Below are 26,744 nucleotides of genomic sequence, written 5' to 3'. Positions count from 1 at the left end.
TTTTCAGTGTGCTTTATCACCTATTCAGGCTTTTTTATTTCATAAAACCAGCCAGAATGAGATCAAAAGGAGCGAGCACAAATGAAATACGAAAGATTAGCCAAAGATATCGTGCAAAATATCGGCGGAGAAGAGAATGTTAACAATCTTGTCCATTGTGCAACACGGTTAAGATTTAATCTCAAAGACAATCAGCTACCGGATAAGGAGAAGCTGAAAAGCTTAGCTGGGGTTTTGAGTGTCGTAGAAAGTGGCGGTCAATTCCAAGTGGTAATTGGAAATGACGTTGCTCACGTGTATCAAGAAATTATGAGAATCAGCAAATTAGGGGCAGGAAATTCTGCTTCCGCAGATGCAGATCAACCCAAGGAGAAGATCATGTCCAGAATTTTCGCAGTAATTTCTGGAAGTCTTTCTCCCCTATTGCCTGCAATGGCTGGAGCGGGGATACTTAAAGCTTTTTTAACCTTATTCACAAACTTTGAATGGCTATCTGCGGATAGTGGAACCTACCTCATTCTGGCAGCAGCAGCAAATGCCGTTTTCTATTTCTTGCCTATATTCTTGGGCATTTCTGCATCGTTCAAATTCGGGGCAAATCCATATGTAGGTGGAGTTATTGGTGCAGCTTTAATGGAACCGAACTTTACGGGATTATTGGCGAATGGAGACACCTCTTCTTTTCTTGGCATTCCTGTAGTCTTAATGGATTATTCATCAACGGTCTTTCCGGTATTCGTATCCATTTGGATTTTCTCTTATGTGGAGAAATACTTAAAGAAAATCATTCATAAAGAGCTCCAGACGTTCATGGTTCCGTTGTTGTCTTTAGTCATTCTTGTGCCGCTTGCTGCGATAGTCTTCGGTCCGTTTGGAGTATATCTCGGAAACGCGATCGCAGATGCTATCAATTACCTCATGGGAGTTAGCGGGCTGTTAACAGGTGCTGTAATTGGCGGGTTAATCTTCTTCCTAGTTGTGTTTGGGCTCCATTGGGGAATTATTCCGATCGTGCTGGCAAATCTTACGAATGGAACCGATCCAATCCTTGCGATGTGGGCAGCATCTAACTTTGCAATGGCAGGGGTGGCACTGGCTGTCTTCCTTAAATCCAAAGAAAAGACTTTGAAATCACTGGCTGGTTCCTCTACATTAAGTCTGTTGTTAGCCGGGGTCTCTGAGCCCACTGTTTATGGTATATTGCTGCGTTACAAGCGCACAATCCCCTATGTTATTATTGCCGGAGCTGTCGGCGGGGCAATTAATGGCGGTTTCAATACGTATGCTACAGCATTTGTCTTCCAGAATATTTTCTCGATCGGTGCATTTGAACCGGTGGGTTACTATTTAATCGGGATTGTCGCCGCTATGGGAATTGGTTTGATTCTAACGCTTCTTTTCGGGTACCAAGATAAAAAAACTGTTGCAGTGACTGAAGCAACTCCTGCTGTAGAAGTGAAGCCTATTCAACCGGAGGCAAGTGCCAATTCTTCTAATCATTCATCTGTCTTGAAGAAAGAGGTGCTTCTCAGCCCGTTAACAGGGGAAGTGAAATCCTTGACTGAAGTTCCCGATCCTGCTTTTGCAGAAGGTGCTATGGGAAAAGGAATAGCTATTGTTCCGAGTGTTGGCCAAGCCGTATCTCCAGTGAATGGAACCGTTGGTACCATTCTCAAATCAGGCCATGCTGTAATTCTACGGTCCGAGAATGGAGCAGAAATATTGATTCATATTGGAATCAACACCGTTCAATTAAAAGGGAAATATTTCACCCCTCGGGTTAAAGCAGGGGATCAGGTGCGAAAAGGGGATCTACTGATTGAATTTGAGCTTGAAAAGATCAGGGAAGCTGGTTACAATCCGATCACTCCAATCATTATCTCAAATACTGCTGAATACTTGGATGTAATTGAAACAACAAGCTCATCGGTTACAGCCCAAGATAAGTTGCTGACTCTTGTGGTCTAAGCAGAACTGGCTAGAAAGGAGACTCACTTTGAAATCCAACACAAACAGTTTTCCAGAAAATTTCTTATGGGGCGGCGCAGTAGCGGCCAACCAGGTAGAGGGCGCTTTTTTAGAGGATGGAAAAGGTTTGTCCACAGCAGATGTAATGCCACGTGGCATTACAGGGCCGATCATGGAGATTCCTGAAGGTGAATATCCTTCTCATGAAGCTATCGATTTTTACCACCGGTATAAAGAAGACATCGCAATGTTCGCAGAAATGGGCTTTCGCTGTTTTCGGACTTCAGTTGCATGGACACGTATTTTTCCAGAGGGAGATGAAGAGATTCCTAATGAAGAGGGCATCCGCTTCTATGAAGGCTTGATAGATGAGTTGCTCAAATACAATATAGAACCTGTCATTACGATCTCTCATTATGAAATGCCTTTAGGATTGGCCAAGAAGTATGGAGGTTGGAGAAGCCGTAAGACCATTGAATGCTATGAACGGTATGCCAAGGTTCTATTTGAGAGATTAAAAGGGAAAGTCAAGTATTGGATGACTTTTAATGAAATTAATATTCTGGCCCATTATCCGTTCACAGGTGGTGGAATTATCCTCCGGGAAGGAGAGAATAAGAAACAGGTTCAATATCAGGCGGCACACCATCAGTTCATAGCAAGTGCACTCGCCGTAAAGGCTTGTCATGAAATTATACCTGATGCCCAAATCGGCTGTATGTTGGCTTATATTCCCGCATATCCGTTGACGAGTGCACCGGAGGATGTCTTTGCCGCCCTGCAAGGTGAAAGGGAAATCCTGATGTTTGGCGATGTACAGGCCAGAGGAGGTTATCCATCCTATGCAGCGCAATTTTTCAAGGAGAATGAAGTGGTACTTGAAAAAGAACCCGGGGATGATCTTATTCTGAAAAGCTACCCTGTTGATTTTATTGGCTTCAGTTACTATATGAGCCGTGCTGTGAGTGCAGATCCGGAGGGGAAAGAGACTACAGCGGGTAATTTGTTCGGTGGTGTCAAAAATCCATATTTGCCTTCATCGCAATGGGGGTGGCAGATTGATCCGCTGGGTCTAAGAATTGCTCTTAATCTATTATATGACCGTTATCAGAAGCCGTTATTTATTGTAGAGAATGGTCTGGGTGCAGCAGACAATCTAGAAGCTGACGATACGATTAATGATGATTATCGGATCAATTATTTGCGGGAGCATCTCTTGGAGGTCTCGAAGGCTATTCAGGATGGTGTCGATTTAATCGGATACACCAGCTGGGGACCGATTGACTTGATCAGTGCATCTACCGGAGAAATGAAAAAGAGGTATGGTTACATTTATGTAGATAAAGACAATGATGGTAAAGGAACCCTTAGAAGAATAAAGAAGAAAAGCTTTGCCTGGTACAAGAAGGTAATTGCTTCTAACGGGTCTGACTTAGACTAAATATTTTACAGATAAAAGCCGTCCTTTCATTAAGGATGGCTTTTCTGTCGAGAAGAAATATATATAATGATACCCGCAACAGGCTCGGTTTTAGGCAAGAGCTATTCATTGTATGAAGAACAATCATTTAAATGACCTCGAAAAAAATTAAAAACGCCTCTTGATTTACAAAATCCTTATAGTATATTTTCTTGTATGATTAGAGAAACTTTTGAATGAAGGAAGGATTGGGTATGAATTGGAGTCGTTTTTATCGAAAATTTTTTTTGCGAATAAGAAATATAAAATTTCAAAATAAATTAATGCTTGGATATGTGTTGGTATGTGTAATTCCTCTCTTGTTTGTAAGCGCGTTCATATTTCGGCAAGCAGCAAAGGGTTTAGAAGATTCTTCCCAAGAATTTGCTTCGCTGTATACGTCACAAATAAGAACTACGTTGAATGAATTTATTAAAGAGTATGATGAGGTCACAAAGTCAGTATTGGTAGATAATGAGTTGATTTACAAGCTCGGTGAATCAAGCAGTTTGCCCTTGAGTGAGGTCGTTAATCAAAGGCTTGCTGTACAGCGGTTGCTGATGCGGGTTGCCTTGCTCAAATCAGAGATGGGAACCATTATGCTGATTGCTAGAGATGATGGCGTCTATCAGTATAGTACTTCAACGAATAAAGTGAACGAGAACTTATTGTTATCTCAGGAGTGGTACAAAAAGCTTCGTGATTCCAATGAAACCTTCTTTATTACTGGATTACATGATCGTTCCTACTACGAGGATAAAGGGGATGGGGCAGTTGTGACAGTAGGAAGGGTGCTGTTTAGCTCAGAAGGAGCATATGCAGGGATGCTGCTGATTGACATGGATCCGTTTACATTGCTGCAGCTCGATCATGAATTCATCCTTGCACGTGACAAGTATGGTATAAGCGTAGTTATAAGTAATCTCCAACAACAAATTGTATACCATTCCGATGCTGCCAGCGGGCGTTTGTCCTGGAAACAAGTGCTCGAATCAGGAAGCGATTATATCAAGGATAACGAAAGCAAAGATTACATTACGTTATTAGGAAGCACTTTACAAGGTGAGTTATCGATCAAAACTGAAATTCCTCGCTCAAGGTTGCTACAGAAAATTAATCAAATTAAAGTCATGACGGTTATCGTAATTCTAATGAGCTGTCTGATCATAACCCTCTTTTCACTTGGTTTAAGCTATACGATTACAAGGCCTATTAAGGCGCTCCGGAGAAGTATGAAGCAGGCGGAATTAGGGCAATATCTCCCTATTGAGAAAGAGCAGGCTCACGATGAAATTGGAAGTTTAGTGCACAGCTACAACAAAATGATTACGACCATCCGTACTTTAATTGAAGATGTTTACATCGGGGAGATCAAACAACGGCAAGCTAAATTTATTGCCCTCCAGAACCAAATTAATCCCCATATGCTCTACAATACCTTGGAATCAATTCGGATGAAGGCACTGGTAAAGGATGATGACGAGACTGCGGACATGATTAAAATTCTGGCGCGCATGTTCCGTCTGGCATTAGCCAAGGAAGGAAAACGCCATACAGTTAAACATGAGCTGGAATATACCGCGAATTATTTACAGCTTCAGAACATTCGGTTCGATAATTCATTCAAGATTGAATTTAAAATACCCGATGAGATGCTTGAATGTAGTATCATCCCCCTGGTATTTCAGCCAATAGTTGAAAATAGTATCAATCATGGATTTGAAAACTATAGTCAAAGAATGAATATTGTGATTGAGGGGCATTGGACGGAACGGGGAGAGATGTTATTCCGGATTACGGATAATGGGGCTGGAATGAGCCTTGATAAGCAATCCGAGCTTCAAGCTCTATTGGACGGGGCGGAATCGCACAAATACAAACTGGAAGATATGAATGAACCCGCGGAAAAAGGGCTGGGACTGCAAAATATCGCGGAACGCATAAAACTACATTATGGTGACCGGTATTATCTGACGATTGTTGCCGGAGTGAAGGACGGAACCACAATTGAAATATTGATTCCGAGAAACGGGAGGGATAGGATATGAGAATTGTTATAGTAGATGATGAGAGAGGCATTGTAGAGGGTCTTATAAAGATCATAGGCCGATATCTTCCGGACTGTAAGATTATCGGTACAGCATTTAACGGGCTAGAGGGTTTCGAAACAATACAAAGGCTGCGACCTGATATTGTAATAACGGATATTCGGATGCCCAAGGCTGATGGTCTCGAAATGATCAAGATGCTTGAAGAAGAGAATGTTCCGACCAAATTCATCCTACTAAGCGGGTATGCGGACTTTGAGTATGCCAGAAGAGGGATGAAGTTGGGAGTGCAGTTCTACATTAACAAGCCAGTTGAGGAGGAAGAATTACGTGACAGTGTAAATCAGGTCATGGAGACGATCCGTGCAGACAGGATCAGACTGCAGAGTGTGAACGAACTCAAACAAGAAATTAATAGCCGCATTCAAGAAGAGACTTTGCGAGACATTATCGATCTTGGAACTGACAATACAGAACTGATGGAAGATCTGTTGAGGAGCGCCCAAATTCCTACAACAGGTCTCTGGTTCAATTCGCTCATGCTTGAAATCGGCGGTAGCATCGATGCGCTCAAAGAACTTGGTTTTCAACCGCTCTTTCATCAGATAGATCTGGCTTTAACACACTTTCAAAAAGTGTACCGGTTTCGCTACTTCGGGTCGCAAATCGCTATCGTCATCGCCCATAACAGTAATATTCCTTACGGTAGACTGGTTCATGCGGTTCAAAGCCTGAAACAGGTAGTGTTACGTGAACTACAGTTGTCTATCAGCGTTGGTATTAGCACAACGAATAAGGGGGCAACAGGAATCTGCCGGTCTTTTGAAGAAGCGCGAAATGCCCTAAGCTACAAAGTCATTAAGGGAGGAGACGCTGTAATCTCCTATACTGAAATTATTAAAATAACGGGTCATAGCCATGCGGTTTCTGAAGAGACAATATCCAGACTGGAAGAAGCTCTGGATAACATGAATGAAGCGGAGTGTGTAGCAATTATCCATGAGATTTTCCGGGGAATGGTCGACGAGCCGTGGATGAATCCCGCAGATCTCCAGTTGTGGTGCTTGAACATACTTCTGTCAAGTATCCGAAAATTATCCTTTCAACAGCTCCAGCAGAATGAACGGGTCGGCCGACATATATTATCGTTGGAAGGCATTTCACGGTTTAAGACACTTGAATATTTGGAGGAATGGATGATCCAAGTCATCCAGGGAATTATCCATTTTAAGTTGGAGCATAATCTATCCCAGAAAAAAGATATCATTTCGGAAATAAAAGTTTATGTATCCAAACATTACAATGAACAGATCAGCCTGGCAGATTTGGCTGCTCGTTTTTTCATCAGCCCCTATTATTTAAGTCAGTTGTTCAAACGAAAGACAGGAGACAACTATTTGAATTTTTTGACACAGCTGCGGATAGATAAAGCAAAAGAGTTGTTGGAGAATACAGATTTGAAAGTGTATGAAATCTGCCAGATGGTTGGATACTCGGATACACAGCATTTTTCAAGGATGTTCGAAAAGCTAACAGGCAGCAAACCCAGAGATTTCAGGAAAAACACACTGAATAGATAAGTCATCACTTCCTTTAGCTCTAAGTTCAAACCAAACATTGAAATGCGCAAGTAACTAGTGCGGTACGCGATTGAACAAGAACTGAGAAATCCAGTTCTGTGTTTCGGCGGTACCGCGCGTTTTTTTATGTCTACTCCAGATTGAATAAAGAATTCAGGTTGCACTCATCTATATCTCAGCCAGAAAGCAGGATATTAAAAATGACTTGTTTAAACTTAAAAATGCCCAATTGAGCGTAGCTTTGGCTGGTTATATAGTTTAACTGTAAGCGGATTCAATAAAGTTATTAAGGGGGAAAAACATGAAAGTTAAAAAGATTGGTTTATTGTTGGCGGCAAGCGCTCTCGCGATTACTGCTGTAACCGGTTGCGGTGGTAACAAAAATAATTCCGAGGGAACCGCAACTGCTAATCCTAATCAAGGCCAAAATCAGACCGCTTCAGGAGATGAAATTGTCGACGTTGAAGTCTGGGGTACCAATATCGGTTATAAACCGATCACTAAAGGAAGCAAGTTGTACGAATTCTACAAAGAAAAGCTAGGCGTAGGTGTCATTCATCCATATGTAGAATGGAATGGTGGAACAAACTATCTTAATCAGCTGAATATGAAGATTGCTGCTAATGAAATGCCAGACCTATTCCTTCCACAGCAAGGTTTGGAAGATAGCTTGGCCAAAAACGGAGCGATTGCCGATTTGACAGAGTTGCTGCCGAAATATGCACCGAATGTGTGGAATGCCATACCGCAAGATATGTGGGATATAGTTAAGGCGAACGATCCTAACGGTCAAGGGAAAATATATTATATCCCTGGGGTGGTAGACTACGGAAGATATGCCAGCATGATTCGTCAGGATTGGCTCGACAAGCTGGATCTGCAAATGCCTACTACTCAAGAGGATTATGTAAAGGTGCTGGAGGCATTCCGGGACAAAGATCCAAACGGTAATGGACAGAAGGACGAAATCCCGACAGGAGGCCGGGAGCAGGTAAGATGGATGGACCAATTGTTCGCGATGTATGGTGTAGCAATGTTCGAAGGTTATCCGGACTGGGACATTTATGACGGTGAGCTAACTTACTCTGCGGTGAGTCCAAATATGAAGGCGGCTTTGGAATTCATTTCGAAGCTTTACCAGGAAGGATTAATAGACAAAGAGTCGCTACTGAACAGTAAGGACAAGTGGGACGGTAAGATCCATTCCAATAAGGTGGGAAATTACTTCCACTGGGTGGAATCTGGCTATTTACCTTTGGAAAATTTGTATAAGAATACAGGTGTAAAGGCTGAATTCACTGTATTGCCTGTACCTAAAGTAGAGGGGTATGAAGGTTTCTACACTTGGAAAAGATTCACTCCTCCAGCCTGGGTCGTTAAAAACAACAAGGATGAGAAAAAGCTGATGGCTACCCTGAAGCTTCTAAACAATATGTATGATGAAAAGGTATGGAAAGATTTGTATTTGGGTGTAGAAGGAATGCACTATACGATGAAAGATGGTCAAGCAACCAAACTCCCGGATGATAAGAGCACACAGGAGAATTTGATTCTTGACCCATACGCAAAAATATCCACACTTGATTTCATGATGGATCTCAACAAGAGTACAGCTTCAGAAGATAGAATGTGGGCAATTGATCAGGTTAACAAAAATATGTTAGAGGCCCAAAAATATGCCAAAGTCATTGCTGGAGACGGCATGCCAGCCAGTGTATATGACGACTATCCAGATATAAACAACCGTACGCTGTATGTAGAGTATGCTTCCAAAATTATTCTTGGCCAATATCCAATTAGCAAATTTGATGAGTTTGTAGAGAAATGGAACAAATCCGGCGGAGAAGAGGTTACTAAGCGTGCCAGAGAATGGTATGCAAAAGTAAAAAAATAAACGGATTAACGTATGAATCCGCTCGGCTTGGTTTTAGTCGGGCGGATTTATAATGAACCTTGTGAATTTAGGTACCAATACCAGAGTATAGGGAAGTGAAGATAAATGACTTATATTTGTAATCCGTTGAATATTGAATACAAATATCAGTTTGTTGATACAGCAGGAACTTTGGTTGCCTTCAGGGAAGCAGCAGACCCGACACTGGTGATATTTCATGGACAATACTATCTGTTTCCGTCGATGACAGCGGGATTTCTTACAAGCAGCAATCTGACTGACTGGACTCTCCATCCGCTTAAGGGGGTGCCGGTTTATGACTACGCTCCCGATGTGCGGGTAATCGGGGAGTACCTCTACTATTCCGCATCGAATAAATCAAGAAGCTGCTCCTTCTACAGGACCAAAGATCCAATCAACAGCAGTTTTGAAGAAATCCAAGGAATGTTCCCCTTCTGGGACCCCAATTTATTCTTGGATGTTGACGGTAGAGTATATTTTTACTGGGGCTGTTCTAACCAGACGCCTATTTATGGTGTAGAACTAAACCCTGAGACTATGATACCTATAGAACAACCAATAGCACTTATATATGGCAACAGCGATAGGATTGGATATGAAAGAAAAGGTGAAGATCATAATCTCCGATCACCAGAACAGATTGATGCTATCGTTCAAAAGTTCACCAGCATCAATCCAGGGGCTTCGGAAGAAATTATAAAAAAATTCAAAGGCTCTGTCGGAAACGATCCGTACATTGAGGGAGCTTGGATGGAGAGACATAACGGTAAATACTATCTTCAATATGCCAGCCCGGGAACGGAGCATAATATTTATTCAGACGGAGTCTACATATCCGATAACCCACTAGGCCCGTTCACACTGGCGAACAATAATCCATTCTCTTACAAGCCGGGCGGGTTTATACCGGGAGCCGGACACGGATCAACAATGAACGATAATCACGGGAATCTTTGGCACGCTTCATCTATGAGAATCAGTATGAGCCATATATTCGAAAGACGGTTAGGGCTGTGGCCGGCCGGTTTTGATCAGGACGGCGAATTATTCTGCAATCAGCGGTACGGAGACTGGCCGTACTCCATCGTGCAGTCTCTGATGAATCCATGGAGCAATCCGCAATGGATGTTACTCTCTTATGGGAAACCTGCTAGAGCTTCTTCATCGGAGAAAGGAAAAGAAGCTTCTAAGGCGACGAACGAAAATGTGCAGACGTGGTGGAAGGCACACTCTAATACTCCGGGAGAATGGCTTGAAGTCGACCTAGGATATGAATGTAGCGTGTATGCCGTACAAATTAATTTTGCAGATGATCAAATGCATGCAGACCTTCCTTCTGGAACATTGTTGCAGGGAGACCGACTAATAGATGAGCGTCAACATGTCACCAGATGGCTCCTGGAAGGCTCTGTGGATGGTTGTGAATATTTTGTAATTAAGGATAAAACGACAGTAAATACGGATTTGCCACATGATCTCATCGTGCAGGAGGAAGGGACAACAGCCAGATTCATCAAATGTACAGTCATGGAACTGCCGTTCAACCAGCCAGCCTGTATTTCCGGACTCAGAGTATTCGGAATTGGTAAAGGAGTATTGCCGAAGCAGGCAAGCGGAATCAAAACGCATTTGCTGGGCAAGCTGGACCTTTCAGTAAAGTGGAATAGGGATGAGACTGTGGGAAACAATGTGCTCTGGGGATTTGCACCGGACAAGTTATATCACAGCCATATGTTGTTCGACTGTAATCAAGTAACGATTAAAGCGCTAATTGAAGGTCAACCGGTATATGTTAGAGTCGATACATTTAATGAGAAAGGGATTACCGAAGGAGAAGTATACAAAGCGGTCTAGCATAGAAAAACCAGTAGGCATAGGATTGTATTTTTGTCCTATGATCCTAAAAATGACCGGGTAGGAACTTAAAAACGCCCGATTGAGCGATGGAACTACAAAATATATAGTTATATTGTAAACGAATTCAACAACGAAATATTGGGGGGGAAACTTTGAAATCTATTGCATCTCATCAAATGAAGGTATATTGGCCGCTCTATGTGATGGCAGTTCCAGGGATTATATTTCTCATCGTGTTCAAATTCATTCCGCTGGCCGGTGCTGTAATCGCATTCAAAGATTATTCTGTTTTCCAGGGATTTATCGATAGTCCTTGGGTAGGTCTCAAACATTTTAAAACTCTGCTTCACCATCCTGATTTCGCCAATGTTTTTAGCAACACACTGATGCTGGGATTTTTCAAGCTTGTAATCGTTTTCCCAGTGCCTGTTTTATTGGCAATGATGATCAACGAGATTCGAAAGTCCGCATTGAAGAAGGGAGTCCAGACTGCACTGTATATTCCGCACTTCTTGTCTTGGGTAATCGTGGGCGGTATTCTGTTCGATTTCTTTTCGTTAAGCGGAATGTTCAACATTATTCTTGGATGGTTCGGTGCTGAGCCTGTTCTAGCCATGCAGGAAAGTGCATACTTCAGACCTATTTACGTGCTGGCCTCCATATGGAAGGATGCGGGTTGGGGAACGGTGGTCTACATGGCCGCTATCAGTGCAATTGACCCTCAACTCTATGAATCAGCAATGATCGATGGTGCGTCCAGATTCAGACAGATCCGACATATTACATTCCCGATTTTGCTTCCTACTGTGCTTGTGCTGTTCTTGCTCGATATCGGAAACTTCTTGGATCTCGGCTTCGATCAGGTATTTAATTTACTGACTCCGATGACATACAATGTGGGCGATATTTTGGATACTTATGTGTTCCGGACGGGTGTTCAGCAGGGACAGTATAGTTTCGCAACTGCAGTTGGATTGTTTCAATCGGTAATTGGATTTATTATGGTTTACACCTTCAATAAGTTGTCTAACAAGATTTCAGATGGGGGGCTCTGGTAGATATGCTTGCATCAAAGGGAGAAAAAACATTCGTAGGAATCATTACAGGTCTGCTCATTCTGTTCTCTATCATAGCGCTCGTACCGCTTGTGTCCGTAATCGCTACTTCTTTAAGCTCTAAAAGTGCTGTAGACATGAATCTGGTCACATTGTGGCCGAAGGAATTTACTTTTGACTCATGGAAGTACATTATTGACCGTCCTGATTTATGGAGATCGTTCTTTTTGACGCTAAGTACTACTTTAATTGGGACCGTGCTGGCACTTCTAATGACGGCTCTGTTCGCTTACCCATTGTCGAAGCCGGAATTTCGCTGGGGCTCTGTCATCATGATGGCTGTTGTAATCGCAATGATTTTCAAGGCCCCCATAATACCCTATTTTTTGACGGTGCGTGGTATCGGTCTTTATGATAATCCACTGGTTCTGATTATACCGCATATTCTGAATCCATTTAATCTGATTATCATGAGAACCTTTTTTAAGCAATTTTCCAAGGAATTGGAGGAAGCGGCCTTTCTGGAAGGCTGTGGATATTTCCGGATGTTGTTCCAATTCGTACTTCCGCTATCAAAGGCTGTACTGGCTACCCTTGCTTTGTTTTATGGGGTGGTACTATGGAATCAGTTCCAGCATCCGTTATTATTCCTGCAGGATACAAACTGGTTTCCTCTGCAAATCAAAATCCGCCAATTTATTACCGACGATAGTGTCATCATGTCGGGTGCCGCATCGACAATGGACCTTAACTATAATACGCGAACCTTAAGAGCAGCGACTGTTATCTTTGCAATTGCTCCGATTATTGCAGTATATCCTTTCCTGCAGAAGTATTTTGTTAAGGGAGCCATGATCGGTTCTGTTAAAGGATGATTCTTTTACACAAACTAATCAGGATGCAATCCGAAACAAAGAGCTTTTGAGGGGGAGAAATATGAGTCTCAAAAGGGTTGGTTTATTACTAATAGCAAGTGTTTTTGCCTTTACTTCTATAACCGCTTGTAGTGGAAATGCTAACAATTCTGCTGGTTCCAACGTTCCTAACCAGAACCAGGATTCCAACGGAGATGACATTGTTGATATTGAAGTATGGGGTACCAACATCGGCTATCAACCGGTTACCAAAGGCAGTAAACTGTACGAACTTTATAAGGAAAAGCTGGGTGTAGGCGTTCTTAATCCGTATGTAGAATGGAATGGAGGGACCAATTACCTCAATCAGCTGAACCTTAAGATCGCTGCTAATGAAATGCCTGATTTGTTCGTACCTCAACAAGGACTCGAGGACAGTCTCGCTAAGAACGGAGCGATTGCCAATCTGACTGAATTGCTGCCTAGATATGCTCCGAACGTGTGGGAGGCTATTCCGGAGGATATTTGGAAAGTAGTAAAGGCAAATGACCCTACTGGCCAAGGGGGGATCTATTATATTCCCAATGTGGTTGAGTACGGCAGATACGCTGCTCTGATCCGACAGGATTGGCTCGATAATTTGGGGCTGGAGATGCCAAAGACTCAGGATGAATATGTAAAGGTGCTGGAGGCTTTCCGGGATAATGACCCTAACGGCAACGGCCAAAGGGATGAAATTCCAACCGGTGGCCGGGAGCAGGTGCGCTGGATGGATCAATTGTTTGCTATGTATGGCGTGGCAATGTTCGAGGGTTATCCGGACTGGGATATTTACAATGGTGAGCTGACATATTCTGCGGTTACACCAAACATGAGAGCCGCATTAGAATTCATAGCCAAGCTATATAAGGAAGGCTTGATTGATAAGGAGTCGCTTCTAAATAGTAAAGACAAGTGGGAAGGTAAAATCCAATCGGATAAGGTAGGGGTTTATTTCCACTGGGTTGAGCAGGGGAATTTGGTGTTCGAGAACCTGTATAAGAACACTGGTGTGCAGGCAGAGTTCTCTGTACTTCCTGTACCTGAGGTGGAAGGCTATAAAGGCTTTTATACGATGAAGAAGTTTGCCTCTCCTCTGTGGGTCGTTAAGAATAACAAGGATGAGGAAAAGCTTATGGCCACGCTAAAACTGCTTAACAATATGTACGACAAGAAAAACTGGAAAGACCTGTTCCTTGGTGTAGAAGGAATGCACTATACAATGAAAGACGGCAAAGCCATTAAGCTTCCAGATGACAAGAGCACACAGCAGAATCAGATTCTGAATCCGGCTACAAGCATATCGACACTGGATCTTACAATAGACCTCTTCAATAGCACGGTATCAGAAGATTCTAAGTGGGCCATTGATCAGGTCACCCGGAATATGCAGGAAGCTCAGAGATATGCCAAAGTCATTGCCGGTGATGGTATGCCAGTCAGTGTATACGATGGCTTCCCGGACATTAATAATCGCACGCTTTACACTGAATATGCAGCCAAAATTATAATTGGACAGTATCCGATAAGCAAATTTGACGAGTTTATAGAGAACTGGAACAAATCTGGCGGCGAAGAGGTTACAAAGCGCGCCAGAGAATGGTACGCCAAAGTACAGCAGTAAACTCAAATGCGATAAATTTCCGCTCGGCCATTTACAGGCCGGGCGGAAATTCTAATCCGGACTTTGCTGCAAGGAGCACATAAGACAAAACTAGATTATGCAGGAGGTAAACATGAGCAAGCGTTTAACGGAAGTGCTGCAAGGCCATGAGGATAATTACATTCTTCCTTTTCTCTGGCAGCATGGTGAAGAGGAACTGGTAATCCGGGAAGAGATTGCCCGTGTCCATGAATCGGGGATCGGGGCAATCTGTGTTGAGGCGCGGCCTCATCCTGATTTTCTCGGACCAAAGTGGTGGCAGGACATGGATATTATCATGGATGAGTCCCGAATGCGAGGCATGAAGGTATGGTTGCTGGATGACGATCATTTTCCGACTGGACATGCGGCAGGCAAGGTGAAGGAAGCTCCGGAAGAGCTTCAGCGTAAATTTTTGGGTGAACACTATATTGATACCCTTGGTCCTGCAAAGGGTGCTTCGCTGCTGCTCGATACCTTGCTGATGACCGGACTCCGGCCGACATTCTCCCTGCGCAGCAACGCCAGTGGCACAAATAAGCTGATCTCAGTAGTTGCGGTCCGCCGTGACCCATCTAATGGAGCATTAGTTGGGGACTGCGTAGACATTACTGAATTCGAGCATGATGGAACCCTTTACTGGGACATCCCTGAGGGTTATTGGCGGATCTTTATTATTTCAGAAAATAAGGATGGCGGCAGCAAGCAGCAGGAAGATTATTTGAACCCGCTTGTCCGGGATTCAGTCCGCATTCTGCTGGATACGGTCTATGAGCCTGTCTATGAACGCTATAAAGCAGATTTTGGCAAAACCTTTGCCGGATTCTTTTCAGACGAACCCGGATTTTATAACGATAAGACTACCTTCGACTTTAATTCGAAACCAGGAAAACAAGGGGTGTCGCTTCCCTGGAGCAGTGAAATGCCAGCCTTGCTTGAGCAGGCGCTCGGTGAGGATTACCGCAGGCAACTGCATCTTCTCTGGCATGATACGGGGGGACAATCACATATTGTCCGCTACACGTATATGAACATTGTCAGCAAGCTTTATGCAGAGAATTTCTGCAATCAAATCGGAGATTGGTGTAGAGGCCGCGGGGTAGAATACATTGGGCATGTTCTTGAAGACAACAATGTGCATGCAAGACTTGGACCGGGCACCGGACATTTCTTCCGTTCACTCTGGGGACAAGATATGTCTGGCCTTGATGTGGTGCTGTGGCAAATTGTTCCCGGCTTTGATCAATTGTCTTTCCGCCAGCCAATGGGGGGAGAGACGGATAGTGAATTCTTCCACTATGGCCTCGCTAAGCTTGGTGTGTCGCTCGGGCATATTGATCCTAAGAAACAAGGCCGGACAATGTGTGAAGTATATGGGGCATATGGCTGGACAGAAGGCTTAAAGCTGATGAAATGGCTGACAGATCACATGCTCGTCCGCGGCGTAAACCATTTTGTTCCGCATGCGTTTACCCAAAAAGCTTTTCCGGAACCGGATTGCCCGCCGCATATGTATGCAGGCGGACAGAATCCACAGTACCGCTATTATGGCTATCTTAACCGTTACATTAACCGGATTAGCCACCTGATTTCAGGGGGGACACATGTAGCGTCTGCGGCCGTCGTCTATCATGCTGAAGCTGAATGGTCAGGGAACGCGATGTACTTTCATAAGCCGGTTAAGGCTTTGATGCAGCATCAAATCGATTGTGAAGTGATTCCTGTTGATGTTCTTCTGGAGGCAGCTAGTGTGAAGGACCATAAATTAGTGGTGAACCGCGAGGATTATAGCTGCCTTATTATACCTTATGCGGAAGCACTCCCGGCAGCGATGTTAGAGCGTCTGCTCCAGTTTGCCGAACAAGGCTTACCCGTCTGTTTTGTTGACGGATTCCCGGAACGCTCGAGTGAGGGTATAGATGTATCCGGTGAACTGTCATCACTATCGGCTCATCCGAATGTTAAGACTTGCGAATTAGGCAAGCTTGCGCAAGGGCTTATTGCAGACGGTTATTATGAGGTCAGAGCTCAGCAATACGAGCCCTATCTCCGGAATTATCATTATACTCATGATGATTTAGATGTTTTTATGTTTTTTAACGAAAGCCCGAATCAGGTGATATCCACGAAGATTGTTCTACCGGTTCGAGGAGATGTTTATGCTTATAATGCTTTTCTTAATCAGATAAGAAGGTTAGAGGTAGTTGGGCTGTCAGGTGCAAGAACTGTAGAGCTTGTTTTGCATCCGTATGAATCGATTGTCCTGCTGCATGGCCCTTCCCTAAAAGATTACCCTGCCGCTCCGCTGCAGAGGGCAACAGGCTCAACCTTTGAATTAAAAGAAGAGTGGACAGTCTCCATTGCCGATGCAGATCATTACCCGCAGTTCAAGGAGTGGGAGACATTAACAGTATTGAAGAATATGAGCGGTCGTGGAGACCTGCCCAGCTTTTCTGGCACGTTCCGTTACGAGACGGAATTTGAGTGGAACAATTCTTGTAACAGCGCATTGCTTGCACTAGGAGAAGTCTATGAAACGGCAGAAGTATGGATTAATGGTGAGCATGTAGGTATGAACCTTTGCCCACCGTATCGGTTGGAGATAGCTGGTCAGATTCGCCAAGGGACCAACAGCCTAGTGATTGAGGTTACAAATACGCTTGTTAAAGACCAGCGGGACTTCTTGTCTTCCTTCTCCCAGCAAGAGCCTAGCGGCCTTATTGGTCCTGTGACAATTACACCGGTGACTGGCAGCTGAGCTACTAACTAGACCTGATGAGGAGGTATTTAGATGAACACCATTACTAATCCCATACTGCGGGGATTCAATCCTGATCCGTCTATTGTACGCGTAGGAGACAATTATTATATTGCCACCTCTACTTTTGAGTGGTTCCCGGGAGTTCAGATTCATCATTCCAAGGATCTGACTCATTGGAGATTACTGAATCGGCCATTGGACCGGATATCACAACTGAACATGCAGGGGAACGGGGATTCCGATGGTGTCTGGGCACCTTGCCTGACGTATGATAACGGTCTTTTCTATTTAATTTATACAGATGTTAAATCTCATAAAGGTGCCTTTAAGGACACCCATAACTATCTGGTGACAGCAGCAGATATAGAAGGTCCATGGTCGGAACCGGTATATTTGAACAGTAGTGGATTCGACCCGTCTTTATTTCATGATGACGACGGCCGGAAATGGTTGCTCAATATGTTGTGGGATTTCCGCAAGGGGAAGAACAAGTTCGGCGGCATTGTCATTCAGGAATATTCGCAGGCCGAAGAAAGACTGGTTGGTTCGGCTACTACAATCTTTGTTGGAACAGATATAGGATTTACGGAAGGTCCGCATGTATATAAGCGGGACAGCTATTACTATCTGGTTATGGCGGAAGGCGGAACCCGTTATCAGCATGCCGTTACTGTTGCGCGATCCACTTCGCTTCTCGGACCGTACGAGGTTGATCCGCTCAATCCGATGCTGACTAGCAGCGGTAATGCAGGGCTGGAACTGCAAAAAGCAGGGCATGCTTCCCTGGTTGAAACTCAAAATGGTGAATGGTATATGGCCCACTTATGTGCAAGGCCGGCGGACGGCCATCATTGTACGTTGGGCAGGGAAACAGCTCTACAGAAATGTTACTGGGACGACAAAGGCTGGCTTCGTCTGGAAGGGGGAGGAAATTCTCCTTCTGCTACGGTACAGGCACCAGTCTTGCCGCTTCATCCGTTTGAACCGGAGCTGGAGCGGGATGATTTTGACGCACCCATGCTGGGTAACCAGTGGAACACCCTGCGGATACCTCCGGACCAGGGTTGGATCTCGCTTAGTGAGCGGCAAGGCTTTCTGCGGCTAAAGGGAATGGAATCATTAAGCTCCTGCCACAGGCAGAGTTTGGTTGCCCGCCGGCAGCAGTCATTTTGTATGGTAGCGGAGACGGTAATCGAATTTGATCCTGAGAGCTTTCAGCAAATGGGCGGCCTGATCCTTTATTATAACACAGAAGATTATGTGTACTTAAGGATTACTCATCTTGAGCAGCAAGGCAGAGTGATTGGGATTATCCAATCGAAACATGGAGTATACGATGAGCTGCTAGTGGCTGATCTGCAGTTGCCGAATTCCAGTCCGGTCCGATTAAAGGCTGTTGTCAATCGGGATAGTCTGCAGTTCTACTATGCAATTGAAGCTGGGAGTTGGTGTTCTATTGGCGGGGAGATCAATATTCTGCATCTTTCGGACGAAGCTTCGGAGCCATTGCGTTTTACCGGTACATTCGTAGGAATGTGTGTGCAGGATTTGGGAGGCAACAGGCAGCATGCTGATTTTGATTACTTTATTTATAAGGAAAGTGAGTGATCGGATTGTCTATAATACAGTTTCCAGAAGATTTTTATTGGGGAGCAGCCACGGCAGCTTATCAGATAGAAGGAGCGTGGAATGAGGGGGGACGTGGCCAGTCAATTTGGGATACTTACGCGCATGCTCCCGGGAATATCCGTAATGGTGACAACGGGGATATCGCTTGTGACAGCTATCACCGTTATGAAGAGGATATTGCTTATATGAAGGAGCTCGGGCTTCGTACCTATCGGTTCTCAATATCCTGGTCCAGAGTTTTCCCCAATGGTACGGGAGAGCTTAACAAGGAAGGACTTGCCTACTATCACCGTCTGGTGGACAAGCTACTTGAGAATGGAATTGAACCTTTCTGTACCTTATATCACTGGGATCTTCCGCAGACACTACAGGATATAGGAGGCTGGAAGAATCGTGAGACTATCGAGGCCTTTACCCAGTACTCCGAGATAATGTTCCAGTCATTCCAAGGGAAAATTAAATACTGGACTACCTTCAATGAGCCATGGTGTGTCTCTTTCAAAGCCCACTACATAGGAGATTTGGCTCCCGGAGAGAAGAATCTGCAAAGTGCGCTTGATGTTGCCCATCATCTGATGATCGCCCACGGCAGGACCGTCAAGCTGTTCCGGAAGCTGGGAGTTCCCGGGCAAATCGGCTATGCACCGAATGTAAGCTGGCGCACACCATTTAGTCCTAAGCAGGAGGATGTCGATGCATGCCGCCGTAGAATAGGCTGGATGGTAGAATGGTTTATGGACCCGCTTTTCAAGGGAGAGTATCCTGAGTTCATGGCCGCAGCTTTTGAGGCCGCGGGAGCGAAGGTTGAAATTCAGCATGGGGATATGGAAGATATTAATCAACCCATCGATTTTCTTGGAATCAACTATTATACGGGCTCATTAGGACGATATCAGAAGGATAATGGATTATTTGATCTTGAGGATATTGATGAAGGCTATGAAAGAACCGACTTTAACTGGCCGATTTACCCTGAAGGACTGTACAAGGTACTCGTCCACATTACAGATCGCTATGGGCCGATTCCAATCTATATCACCGAGAACGGAGCATGTTATGATGGCAATCCTGTCCAGGGAAAGGTTCAGGACACCAAGCGTATTGCATATCTAAGCAAACATTTAACTCAGTTAAACCGGGCGATTGAGGCGGGGGTTTCTGTGAAGGGTTATTTCGCTTGGTCTTTACTTGATAATTTTGAGTGGGCTGATGGCTACAGCAGGCGTTTCGGCCTGATTCATGTGGATTTCAACACATTGAAAAGAACGCCCAAAGACAGCTTTTTCTGGTATAAAAAGGTTATAGCAAATAGATGGATGACCATTTGATAGCTTAAGTTAGCATTGATTATGGATAAGGTTGATGAAAATTAAGAATTTCGGGTTGAGGACTATATAAAAACAGGGCGTGCAGATAATTTTATCAGCACACCCTGTTTTTTAATGTTTTGGAAGGTCGGAACGAGCGTTATCCGGATGAAGAAGACATCGATCAGAATACCAAAGGCTTGCGTGAAGCTGATCTGTTTGAGCATCGCATTAGTCGTGAAGATGGAGCTTGCGAAAACAGAAAACATAGTTACGCCGCGTCCAGCATGACAGACAAGGCTCTCAAGAAAGATTGGTTCAGGAATTCGGAAAATAAATATGAAGATAAAAAATATCATCCTCTGTCTGAAATGATAGTGTTCCGTTATATTGTTCAGCAATATGGCGCATGCTTTTGATCCCAAACCCGTGGCGGTCCTTATCTTTCTTGCTGGTTTGCGGCAAATGGTCACTAATTGTAAGATCATCATTGAAATAGTTGGTGACGTGAATTCCGGTCAAACCGTTTACTTTACCTATTGATATAGAAATTGTCCGTTTCTTGTCATTATTGACGGCTTGCACGGCTTCCAAAGCATTTTCTATGGCATTGCTTAGCAGAGAATATAAATGAGTAGAGGAGATAAAAGTTAAGCAGCGGCCATCTGCCATACAACTCATCTTAATCCCATTTTTTTCACAATAAAGCTGCTTCTTGTAGAGAATCACATCCAGAATATCGCTCCCAGTTTTGTGGGTTGTATCGTAAACCTCAATAGCGGCCTTCAAAGATTCAATTTCTTTATTAGTCAGCTTGTAGCTGATATTTGCCAGCTGCTGACGCAGGTCATGAGTTTTCATGTTAATAATGTCAATTTCACTGCGCATGTTGTCAAACTGCTTTTTCTCCGCATACAGCAATTCATCCATGATTAATAAATCCTGCTTAAGCTTGCTAGTCTCCAGTATTCTTGTACGCAGTAATAGAGTAAGCAAAGCATACAGAATTGCAAAAGTCCGGATGATAAAATCCAGGACATTGTTCTCGCCCTCAAAGGTACGGCTGACCGAGGTAAGTATCATTGTAACAAGAATAAAGATTAACGAAAAAGAAATGATTAACCGCTTGTTAGCCCTGTCATGGTCATACACCCTCTTTCGGCGGAAAAGAAGAGCAAGTAAGGAACAAAAAATAAAATGAATCAAATAGTATAATGCCCAATCACGCAATGGAACCATTTCTTGAAAAAACGAAAGAGTTTCATAGGGGTTTTTGTCTAATATGATAATCAAAATTTCGTATAAACGCCCAACAATCACCTGGATCGCTACTGCGCCGCAAAGACACAGCAACAGCTCAGTAAAGGTTTCCCGGTAAAGAAGGTATAGAGCGGTCAAAACAAATAAATACATGAAAATATTCGTCATACTGGAAAACAGTTGGGGATAGTGCGAATTAATTACCGACATCAAAAAAATAAGCGGCAAGGTGAATGGAGTGATGATACTTAATCTAATACCAAAGTCGTTTTTCTTTTGAAAAGGCAGTGTTAGTAGAAACACACAAAATACAAACTCAATCAGAGTAGCTGAACGAATAATAAACTGTTTAGAGTAGACACCTAAAAAATTATTGATGAGTTCACTCATGAGTTTTTCTTGCTTACATACAACATTAGTTTTTCCACAAACGCTTTTTTCCTCGGCTGACTGATACGCAAATCTACACCATCCAGCACAACAGTATAACCCTGAATTCTTTGTACATAGGCCAGATTAACTAAATAACAATTGTTACATCTGTAAAAATCATATTCCTGCAGTTTCTCCTCAATCGATGAGATTGTGGCATACTGCCGTAAGTCACCTTCTGCGGTGTGGTAAATGACGTGGTGTCCTTCTGTCTCAATATACCGGATGCTTTTGGGCGATATTTTTCGTATGCCCTTGTCTGTTGCTATTAACATATCATGTCCAGGCTTCTCATCAATTCTGCGGATGGCACGGGACATTTTCAATGCGAAATCATAATATTCAACGGGCTTTACGATATAATCAAGCGCTTCCACTTCATAGCCATGAATCGCATATTGGGTGAGATTAGTAATGAAAATTAGGATAACCTCCTTATCAAGGGCTCTGAGGCTTCGGGCAGCATCCATTCCGTTCATATAAGGTAACTGAATATCCATAAATATAATATCAAAATTGGCAGTGTAATTTTCCAGCAGTGCAACAGCATGCTGGAAATGCATGATGTTGAAAGAAACTCCTTTTTCAATGCCAAAGATTGTCAGATGACTTTCTAACAAACGGGCTTGATTAATATCATCTTCCACAATGGCGATTGTGATTATCATCTTTCATCTCTCCAGTTGTTGATCTAGGGTCTTTTTTACTATAGGAAGCGTTTTCTCTTTTGTCAATAAGATAACTCTGGTATCTCGCAGACTAAAAAAATACCGCATAAACTAAAATCCACCTTACTGAATTTGCTTGAATTATATGAGCCTATGCTAAAAGCCACACAAGACAAACGTGATCTTATACAATAATCATGCGCTTTAGAAAGCGTATACAAAATTTATTTAAAGGGGTAATTTTCGTGAAAAACAAAACGGTGAAAAAGGCTTTTACTGCAATTTGTGCGATGGCATTGTTGATAGGAATCACAGCATGCGGAAATGGTGAGAAGTCTTCCGGATCCAGTGAACTGACAGGGTATTATGCTTCTGGAACTAATGTTGAATTTATGAGTGCTTACCCGGAGCATACCTTCAAGCAGGCAACTTTCGGTGTGCAAAATATTGAGACCTTTGCAGATAATACGTATTGCTTAACGAGCACTGAAACGTTCTACTCCGGAGCCTTGGAATTCGCTGATGATGGTAAATACGATGTAGTACCCAGAGGGGCGAACATCACTAAATACTATGGAACCTTAACTTCAACCGATGAAGGAGGACTAATCACGCTGGAATTATCCAAACCTACAGCAGTCATCGCGAACAGTTCCTACTCAGCAGGCGCAAATCCGATTGGTTATGTAAATACTAAAGCTTGGACTGATGAAATGGGTACAGCTGTTGGCGGTGAAGGACCTGCGTTGACTGCTGAAGAGTATCTGGAAACCGTGGCTTTCCCTGAAGCTTCAATTATTGTTGATGGTGCCAAAGCGAGCTTCGACTATACCGTATTAACCAGTGGTGAAACAGCGAATTAAGATAACTAGCGCTTGTGCGGGGGAGGTAACACATTGAAAAGCAAATCGAATGTATGGCGCGGGTTTACTGCAGTTACTGCAGTCCTCTTAACCTTTAGTATTCTCATGACCCAACTGCTAATCAGCTGGAGCGGTCAAGTTAATGTCTTTCTTAATGTCACAGCACCTGTACTTGAAGCGGATGCCAGCTCGATGCATTATAAGAGCGATTACGAGCTATCGGATGCAGGTTTGCAGGCAATGTTAGTGGATTCTGATAAACATGACATACAGACTATGGAAGAGGGTACAGTTTTATTAAAAAATGAGCAGGCGGCTCTGCCATTAAGCACAGAAGAACGTAGTGTTACCTTATTTGGCCGTTCGACAGCCGATCCTGTGTACAGCGGGAATGCTGGCGGACCGGGTATGGATGAGACACGTAAAGTCAGTTTGCATGGCGCACTTGAGGCAGCGGGTTTTAAGATTAATGACCCGTTATTCGATGCTTATGCAAAGAGTGAGGTGTCCAGAGTAAAAGCAGCTCCTGACTGGTTCATTGGTGAGGTTGATTCAAGCTTCTACACCAGTGAGCTGCAGGCCACATACCAGAATGATTTCAACGATGCGGCTATAGTCATGTTGTCGCGTGATGGCGGAGAGGGCAAAGACTTGGCGACATCGGACAGGGATGGAATCTCTCACTTGGCGCTTCATGACACCGAAAAAGATTTATTGAAGATGATTAAGGACAGCGGCAAATTCGCCAAAACGATTGTGCTGATCAATAGTGCGTTTGCCATGGAACTTGGCTGGATTGAAGAAGAGGAATATGGAGTAGACGCCGCACTCTGGATTGGCAATCCCGGATTAATAGGCTTCACCGGTGTCGCCAATGTACTGTCAGGTGCTGCAGATCCCTCAGGCCGGCTGGTAGATACCTTCGCCGCAGATTCACTGTCTGCCCCGGCGGTCAGAAACGCCGGCGACTTCCAATACGGTAATGATGACGGTCATTATATTGTTGAAGCGGAAGGTATCTACCAAGGATATAAATACTACGAAACAAGGTATCAGGATGCTGTTCTAGGACTCCATAATGCAGACAGCAAAGCGGGGGCATTTGTTAATAAAGACAGCTGGAGCTATGCAGATGAAATGGTGTATACCTTTGGATATGGCAGCTCTTATGCCGAGTTCTCCCAAGAGTTAACATCTCTGAAATGGGATAGACAAGCAAAAACGGTGACGGCGACCGTGAAAGTTACCAATCAAGGATATCCGCAAGAATCAGCTTATACCGGAAAGTCGAAGTCCGTAGTGCAGGTATATGCTCAGCTCCCCTACGAAGAAGGTCAGGCTGAGAAATCAGCGATCCAGCTGATCGGCTTCGGAAAAACAAGTGAGTTAGCCGCAGGCGAATCGGAAGAAGTAACAGTCACTGTAGATGAATATTTATTTGCTACTTATGACGCTAATGCTGACAATGGTGCTGATCCAAGCAAGAAAGGTACTTATGTTTTTGATCCGGGCGACTATTATTTCGCCATTGGAAATGACAGTCATGATGCTCTGAATAACATACTGGCTAATAAGGAAAGCGCCAATGTACAAGGAAAGCTAATTGCCGCAGACGGTACTGCTGTAGCTGGAGAGCCGGACAAGGCAGTCGCTGTTCCTCTGGAATCATTGGACAATGTAACCTATGCCAAGTCAGCGTATACGGACGAAATCGTGTCCAACCAATTCACAGAGGTTGATATTAACCATTTTGCCGGGGATACGGTAACGTATTTAACGCGCAACGATTGGAACACTTATCCTGAGCCCTATAATAATATTACGGCAACAGATCAACTGAAAGATGTAATGTACAACGAAAAATATGTAAAACCAGCTGATGCACCTGCATACGACAGCATTACTCAAGGTGCAGAGGTTACGCTCAAGCTGCTGGATATGAAGGATGTTCCATTTGAAGATGATACAACATGGAATAAATTCCTTGATCAGTTAACGCTAAGCGAGTTAAGTGCCACAATTGGCGAGAATTTTGGCCAACCAGCAGTTAAGTCGATTAATAAACCGGTCAACAAAAATACGGATGGCCCATCGGGCTCACAATCTAATTATTTGTATGGCGGCAATCAGCCGGCAACCTTCCATGTTGTTCAAGTCGTGGCAGCTGCAACCTGGAATAAAGAATTATTAGCAGAACGAGGCAAATTTATTGCAGAGGATTGCCTATTCAGCGGCACTTCACAGCTATGGTCACCAGGCGGGAATTTACACCGGACACCGTTTAGCGGACGTAACTTTGAATACTACTCTGAGGATAGTATTCTTGCTTATCTTTTGGGAGCTAATCAAACTGAAGCGATGCAAGCCAAGGGGTTAACAGCTGCCATTAAACATTTCGTAGCCAACGATCAGGAAACGAACAGACAAGAGCTGTCTACATTTATGACGGAACAGGCGTATCGCCAAGGTCCGCTGAAAGCTTTTGAAGGCGCCTTTACCCAAGGAGGTTCGCTTGGCACGATGATGTCATTCTCCCGGATTGGTGCCCGGCTGGCCTATGCAGATTCGGCAACGTTGAAACAAGTCCTCAGAAATGAATGGGGCTTCAAAGGCGTAACCATTACGGACTCTGTCAAAGGCAATCCGAATATTCCAACGATTGAATCGCTCGTGGCGGGAACAGACACGTTCAATGCAGACACTAACCGTGCGAGCGAAGTTCATAAGTACCTAGCAAGTAAGAAGGACGGTTATGTTCTGCAGGAGTTGAGACGGGCCAATAAACATTTCTATTATTCACTGGCCAAATCGAATCTGCTTAATGGATTAACGGATGACACTGAAGTTGAAGGGTTTACACCATGGTGGCAAACCTTGCTGAAAGTGATTAATTATACACTTGGTGCATTACTGCTGATCAGTGTATTGCTGTTCATCAGATCCAGTCTCAGAAGAAATGTAAAGGTAAAGGTGGGAAAATAGAATGGTCTTATTTAAAGATCGGACGTCAGGTTTCTGGATTGGCTTTCTGGCTGCCTGCCTGATGCTTGCAGCAAATATTGCATTTATCATTTTTGATTATGGCGATCGGACCTTTTCCTTTGTAACCTTTGGTCTAATCATAGCAGGTGTCTTGGGAGAACTGCTGGTTTTGGTTAAAACCTATAGTTTCGCGCCGCTTCTACCATCGATCTGTTTTGGCGTAGCGCTCTCTATGCATCTGTATTTAGGATTTCCAACGCTGTCTGATGTTATCAACGGGGTTAATTTCATCGGAGGAAACCCGCAGGCTGTTATTATTTTCGGGATTGCCTTTGCGATCGGAACGGTTGCCTCCCTGGTTTCCTGCTTCATGAAACAATCAAGGTCAGAAGGCTTAATCTACATCGTAAATACTTCAAAATGAA

The 26,744-nt window shown here is 43.8% G+C and carries 17 protein-coding genes; 15 read left to right on the top strand and 2 right to left on the bottom strand.

The window, feature by feature from the left end:
- Positions 1-81 precede the first annotated feature (81 nt).
- The 12 genes from NSU01_RS25945 (at position 82) to NSU01_RS25890 (ending at position 20,135) form a co-directional block, all read left to right on the top strand.
- Complete coding sequence (locus NSU01_RS25945) at positions 82-1,968, top strand: beta-glucoside-specific PTS transporter subunit IIABC (RefSeq protein WP_042139081.1); 1,887 nt, start codon at positions 82-84, stop codon at positions 1,966-1,968.
- Between the two features lie 28 nt (positions 1,969-1,996).
- Complete coding sequence (gene ascB, locus NSU01_RS25940) at positions 1,997-3,409, top strand: 6-phospho-beta-glucosidase (RefSeq protein WP_039298797.1); 1,413 nt, start codon at positions 1,997-1,999, stop codon at positions 3,407-3,409.
- Positions 3,410-3,624: 215 nt separating this feature from the next.
- The gene (locus tag NSU01_RS25935; RefSeq protein ID WP_231575196.1) at positions 3,625-5,475 is read left to right on the top strand and encodes a histidine kinase; all 1,851 of its coding nucleotides are present in this window, start codon (positions 3,625-3,627) and stop codon (positions 5,473-5,475) included.
- Positions 5,472-7,055, top strand: coding sequence for a helix-turn-helix domain-containing protein (locus NSU01_RS25930; protein ID WP_042139079.1), 1,584 nt, complete (start codon positions 5,472-5,474; stop codon positions 7,053-7,055). Before NSU01_RS25935 ends, NSU01_RS25930 begins: the two co-directional genes overlap by 4 nt.
- A gap of 301 nt (positions 7,056-7,356) precedes the next feature.
- Positions 7,357-8,949 (top strand): ABC transporter substrate-binding protein, encoded by a 1,593-nt coding sequence (locus NSU01_RS25925; protein ID WP_042139078.1) that lies wholly within the window; start codon positions 7,357-7,359, stop codon positions 8,947-8,949.
- A gap of 105 nt (positions 8,950-9,054) precedes the next feature.
- Positions 9,055-10,824, top strand: a complete 1,770-nt coding sequence (locus NSU01_RS25920) for a family 43 glycosylhydrolase (RefSeq protein ID WP_042139077.1) — start codon at positions 9,055-9,057, stop codon at positions 10,822-10,824.
- 155 nt (positions 10,825-10,979) lie between these two features.
- Positions 10,980-11,885 (top strand): ABC transporter permease subunit, encoded by a 906-nt coding sequence (locus NSU01_RS25915; RefSeq protein WP_042139076.1) that lies wholly within the window; start codon positions 10,980-10,982, stop codon positions 11,883-11,885.
- A 2-nt stretch (positions 11,886-11,887) separates the two neighbouring features.
- A complete protein-coding gene (locus NSU01_RS25910; RefSeq protein ID WP_042139075.1) occupies positions 11,888-12,757 on the top strand; it encodes a carbohydrate ABC transporter permease in 870 nt (289 codons plus the stop codon).
- A gap of 61 nt (positions 12,758-12,818) precedes the next feature.
- A complete protein-coding gene (locus NSU01_RS25905; RefSeq protein ID WP_042139074.1) occupies positions 12,819-14,399 on the top strand; it encodes an ABC transporter substrate-binding protein in 1,581 nt (526 codons plus the stop codon).
- A 112-nt stretch (positions 14,400-14,511) separates the two neighbouring features.
- Positions 14,512-17,175, top strand: a complete 2,664-nt coding sequence (locus tag NSU01_RS25900; protein ID WP_042139072.1) for a glycosylhydrolase-like jelly roll fold domain-containing protein — start codon at positions 14,512-14,514, stop codon at positions 17,173-17,175.
- A 33-nt stretch (positions 17,176-17,208) separates the two neighbouring features.
- Positions 17,209-18,786 (top strand): glycoside hydrolase family 43 protein, encoded by a 1,578-nt coding sequence (locus NSU01_RS25895; protein WP_042139071.1) that lies wholly within the window; start codon positions 17,209-17,211, stop codon positions 18,784-18,786.
- A gap of 5 nt (positions 18,787-18,791) precedes the next feature.
- Complete coding sequence (locus NSU01_RS25890) at positions 18,792-20,135, top strand: GH1 family beta-glucosidase (protein WP_042141469.1); 1,344 nt, start codon at positions 18,792-18,794, stop codon at positions 20,133-20,135.
- Positions 20,136-20,432: 297 nt separating this feature from the next.
- Here the strand turns inward: NSU01_RS25890 and NSU01_RS25885 are convergent, their stop codons facing one another.
- Positions 20,433-21,764, bottom strand: coding sequence for an ATP-binding protein (locus NSU01_RS25885; RefSeq protein WP_076243824.1), 1,332 nt, complete (start codon positions 21,762-21,764; stop codon positions 20,433-20,435).
- On the bottom strand, positions 21,761-22,474 hold the full coding sequence (locus NSU01_RS25880) for a LytTR family DNA-binding domain-containing protein (protein WP_076243823.1): 714 nt from the start codon (positions 22,472-22,474) through the stop codon (positions 21,761-21,763). The genes NSU01_RS25885 and NSU01_RS25880 overlap by 4 nt, the downstream gene beginning before the upstream one ends.
- Before the next feature lie 245 nt (positions 22,475-22,719).
- Here NSU01_RS25880 and NSU01_RS25875 point away from each other — a divergent pair, with 245 nt between their 5' ends.
- Genes NSU01_RS25875 through NSU01_RS25865 form a run of 3 tightly spaced genes read left to right on the top strand, consistent with a single transcriptional unit; the run spans position 22,720 to position 26,743 of the window.
- Positions 22,720-23,337, top strand: coding sequence for a hypothetical protein (locus tag NSU01_RS25875; protein ID WP_042139067.1), 618 nt, complete (start codon positions 22,720-22,722; stop codon positions 23,335-23,337).
- A gap of 33 nt (positions 23,338-23,370) precedes the next feature.
- A complete protein-coding gene (locus NSU01_RS25870; protein WP_076243822.1) occupies positions 23,371-26,319 on the top strand; it encodes a glycoside hydrolase family 3 protein in 2,949 nt (982 codons plus the stop codon).
- A 1-nt stretch (position 26,320) separates the two neighbouring features.
- On the top strand, positions 26,321-26,743 hold the full coding sequence (locus tag NSU01_RS25865) for a hypothetical protein (RefSeq protein ID WP_076243821.1): 423 nt from the start codon (positions 26,321-26,323) through the stop codon (positions 26,741-26,743).
- Position 26,744 lies beyond the last annotated feature (1 nt).

This window comes from Paenibacillus sp. FSL H8-0259 (assembly GCF_037963255.1).
GTDB classification, from domain to species: domain Bacteria; phylum Bacillota; class Bacilli; order Paenibacillales; family Paenibacillaceae; genus Paenibacillus_AQ; species Paenibacillus_AQ phytohabitans.
The sequence above is the reverse complement of the archived record's forward strand: the minus strand, read 5'-3'. Positions and strand labels throughout refer to the sequence as shown.

What these genes read in the sequence shown, in the direction of transcription:
- NSU01_RS25945 (WP_042139081.1), top strand. Translation starts at nt 82, where the DNA reads ATGAAATACGAAAGATTAGCCAAAGATATCGTGCAAAATATCGGCGGA.
- NSU01_RS25935 (WP_231575196.1), top strand. Translation starts at nt 3,625, where the DNA reads ATGAAGGAAGGATTGGGTATGAATTGGAGTCGTTTTTATCGAAAATTT.
- NSU01_RS25930 (WP_042139079.1), top strand. Translation starts at nt 5,472, where the DNA reads ATGAGAATTGTTATAGTAGATGATGAGAGAGGCATTGTAGAGGGTCTT.
- NSU01_RS25925 (WP_042139078.1), top strand. Translation starts at nt 7,357, where the DNA reads ATGAAAGTTAAAAAGATTGGTTTATTGTTGGCGGCAAGCGCTCTCGCG.
- NSU01_RS25920 (WP_042139077.1), top strand. Translation starts at nt 9,055, where the DNA reads ATGACTTATATTTGTAATCCGTTGAATATTGAATACAAATATCAGTTT.
- NSU01_RS25910 (WP_042139075.1), top strand. Translation starts at nt 11,888, where the DNA reads ATGCTTGCATCAAAGGGAGAAAAAACATTCGTAGGAATCATTACAGGT.
- NSU01_RS25905 (WP_042139074.1), top strand. Translation starts at nt 12,819, where the DNA reads ATGAGTCTCAAAAGGGTTGGTTTATTACTAATAGCAAGTGTTTTTGCC.
- NSU01_RS25900 (WP_042139072.1), top strand. Translation starts at nt 14,512, where the DNA reads ATGAGCAAGCGTTTAACGGAAGTGCTGCAAGGCCATGAGGATAATTAC.
- NSU01_RS25895 (WP_042139071.1), top strand. Translation starts at nt 17,209, where the DNA reads ATGAACACCATTACTAATCCCATACTGCGGGGATTCAATCCTGATCCG.
- NSU01_RS25885 (WP_076243824.1), bottom strand. Translation starts at nt 21,764, where the DNA reads ATGAGTGAACTCATCAATAATTTTTTAGGTGTCTACTCTAAACAGTTT.
- NSU01_RS25880 (WP_076243823.1), bottom strand. Translation starts at nt 22,474, where the DNA reads ATGATAATCACAATCGCCATTGTGGAAGATGATATTAATCAAGCCCGT.
- NSU01_RS25865 (WP_076243821.1), top strand. Translation starts at nt 26,321, where the DNA reads ATGGTCTTATTTAAAGATCGGACGTCAGGTTTCTGGATTGGCTTTCTG.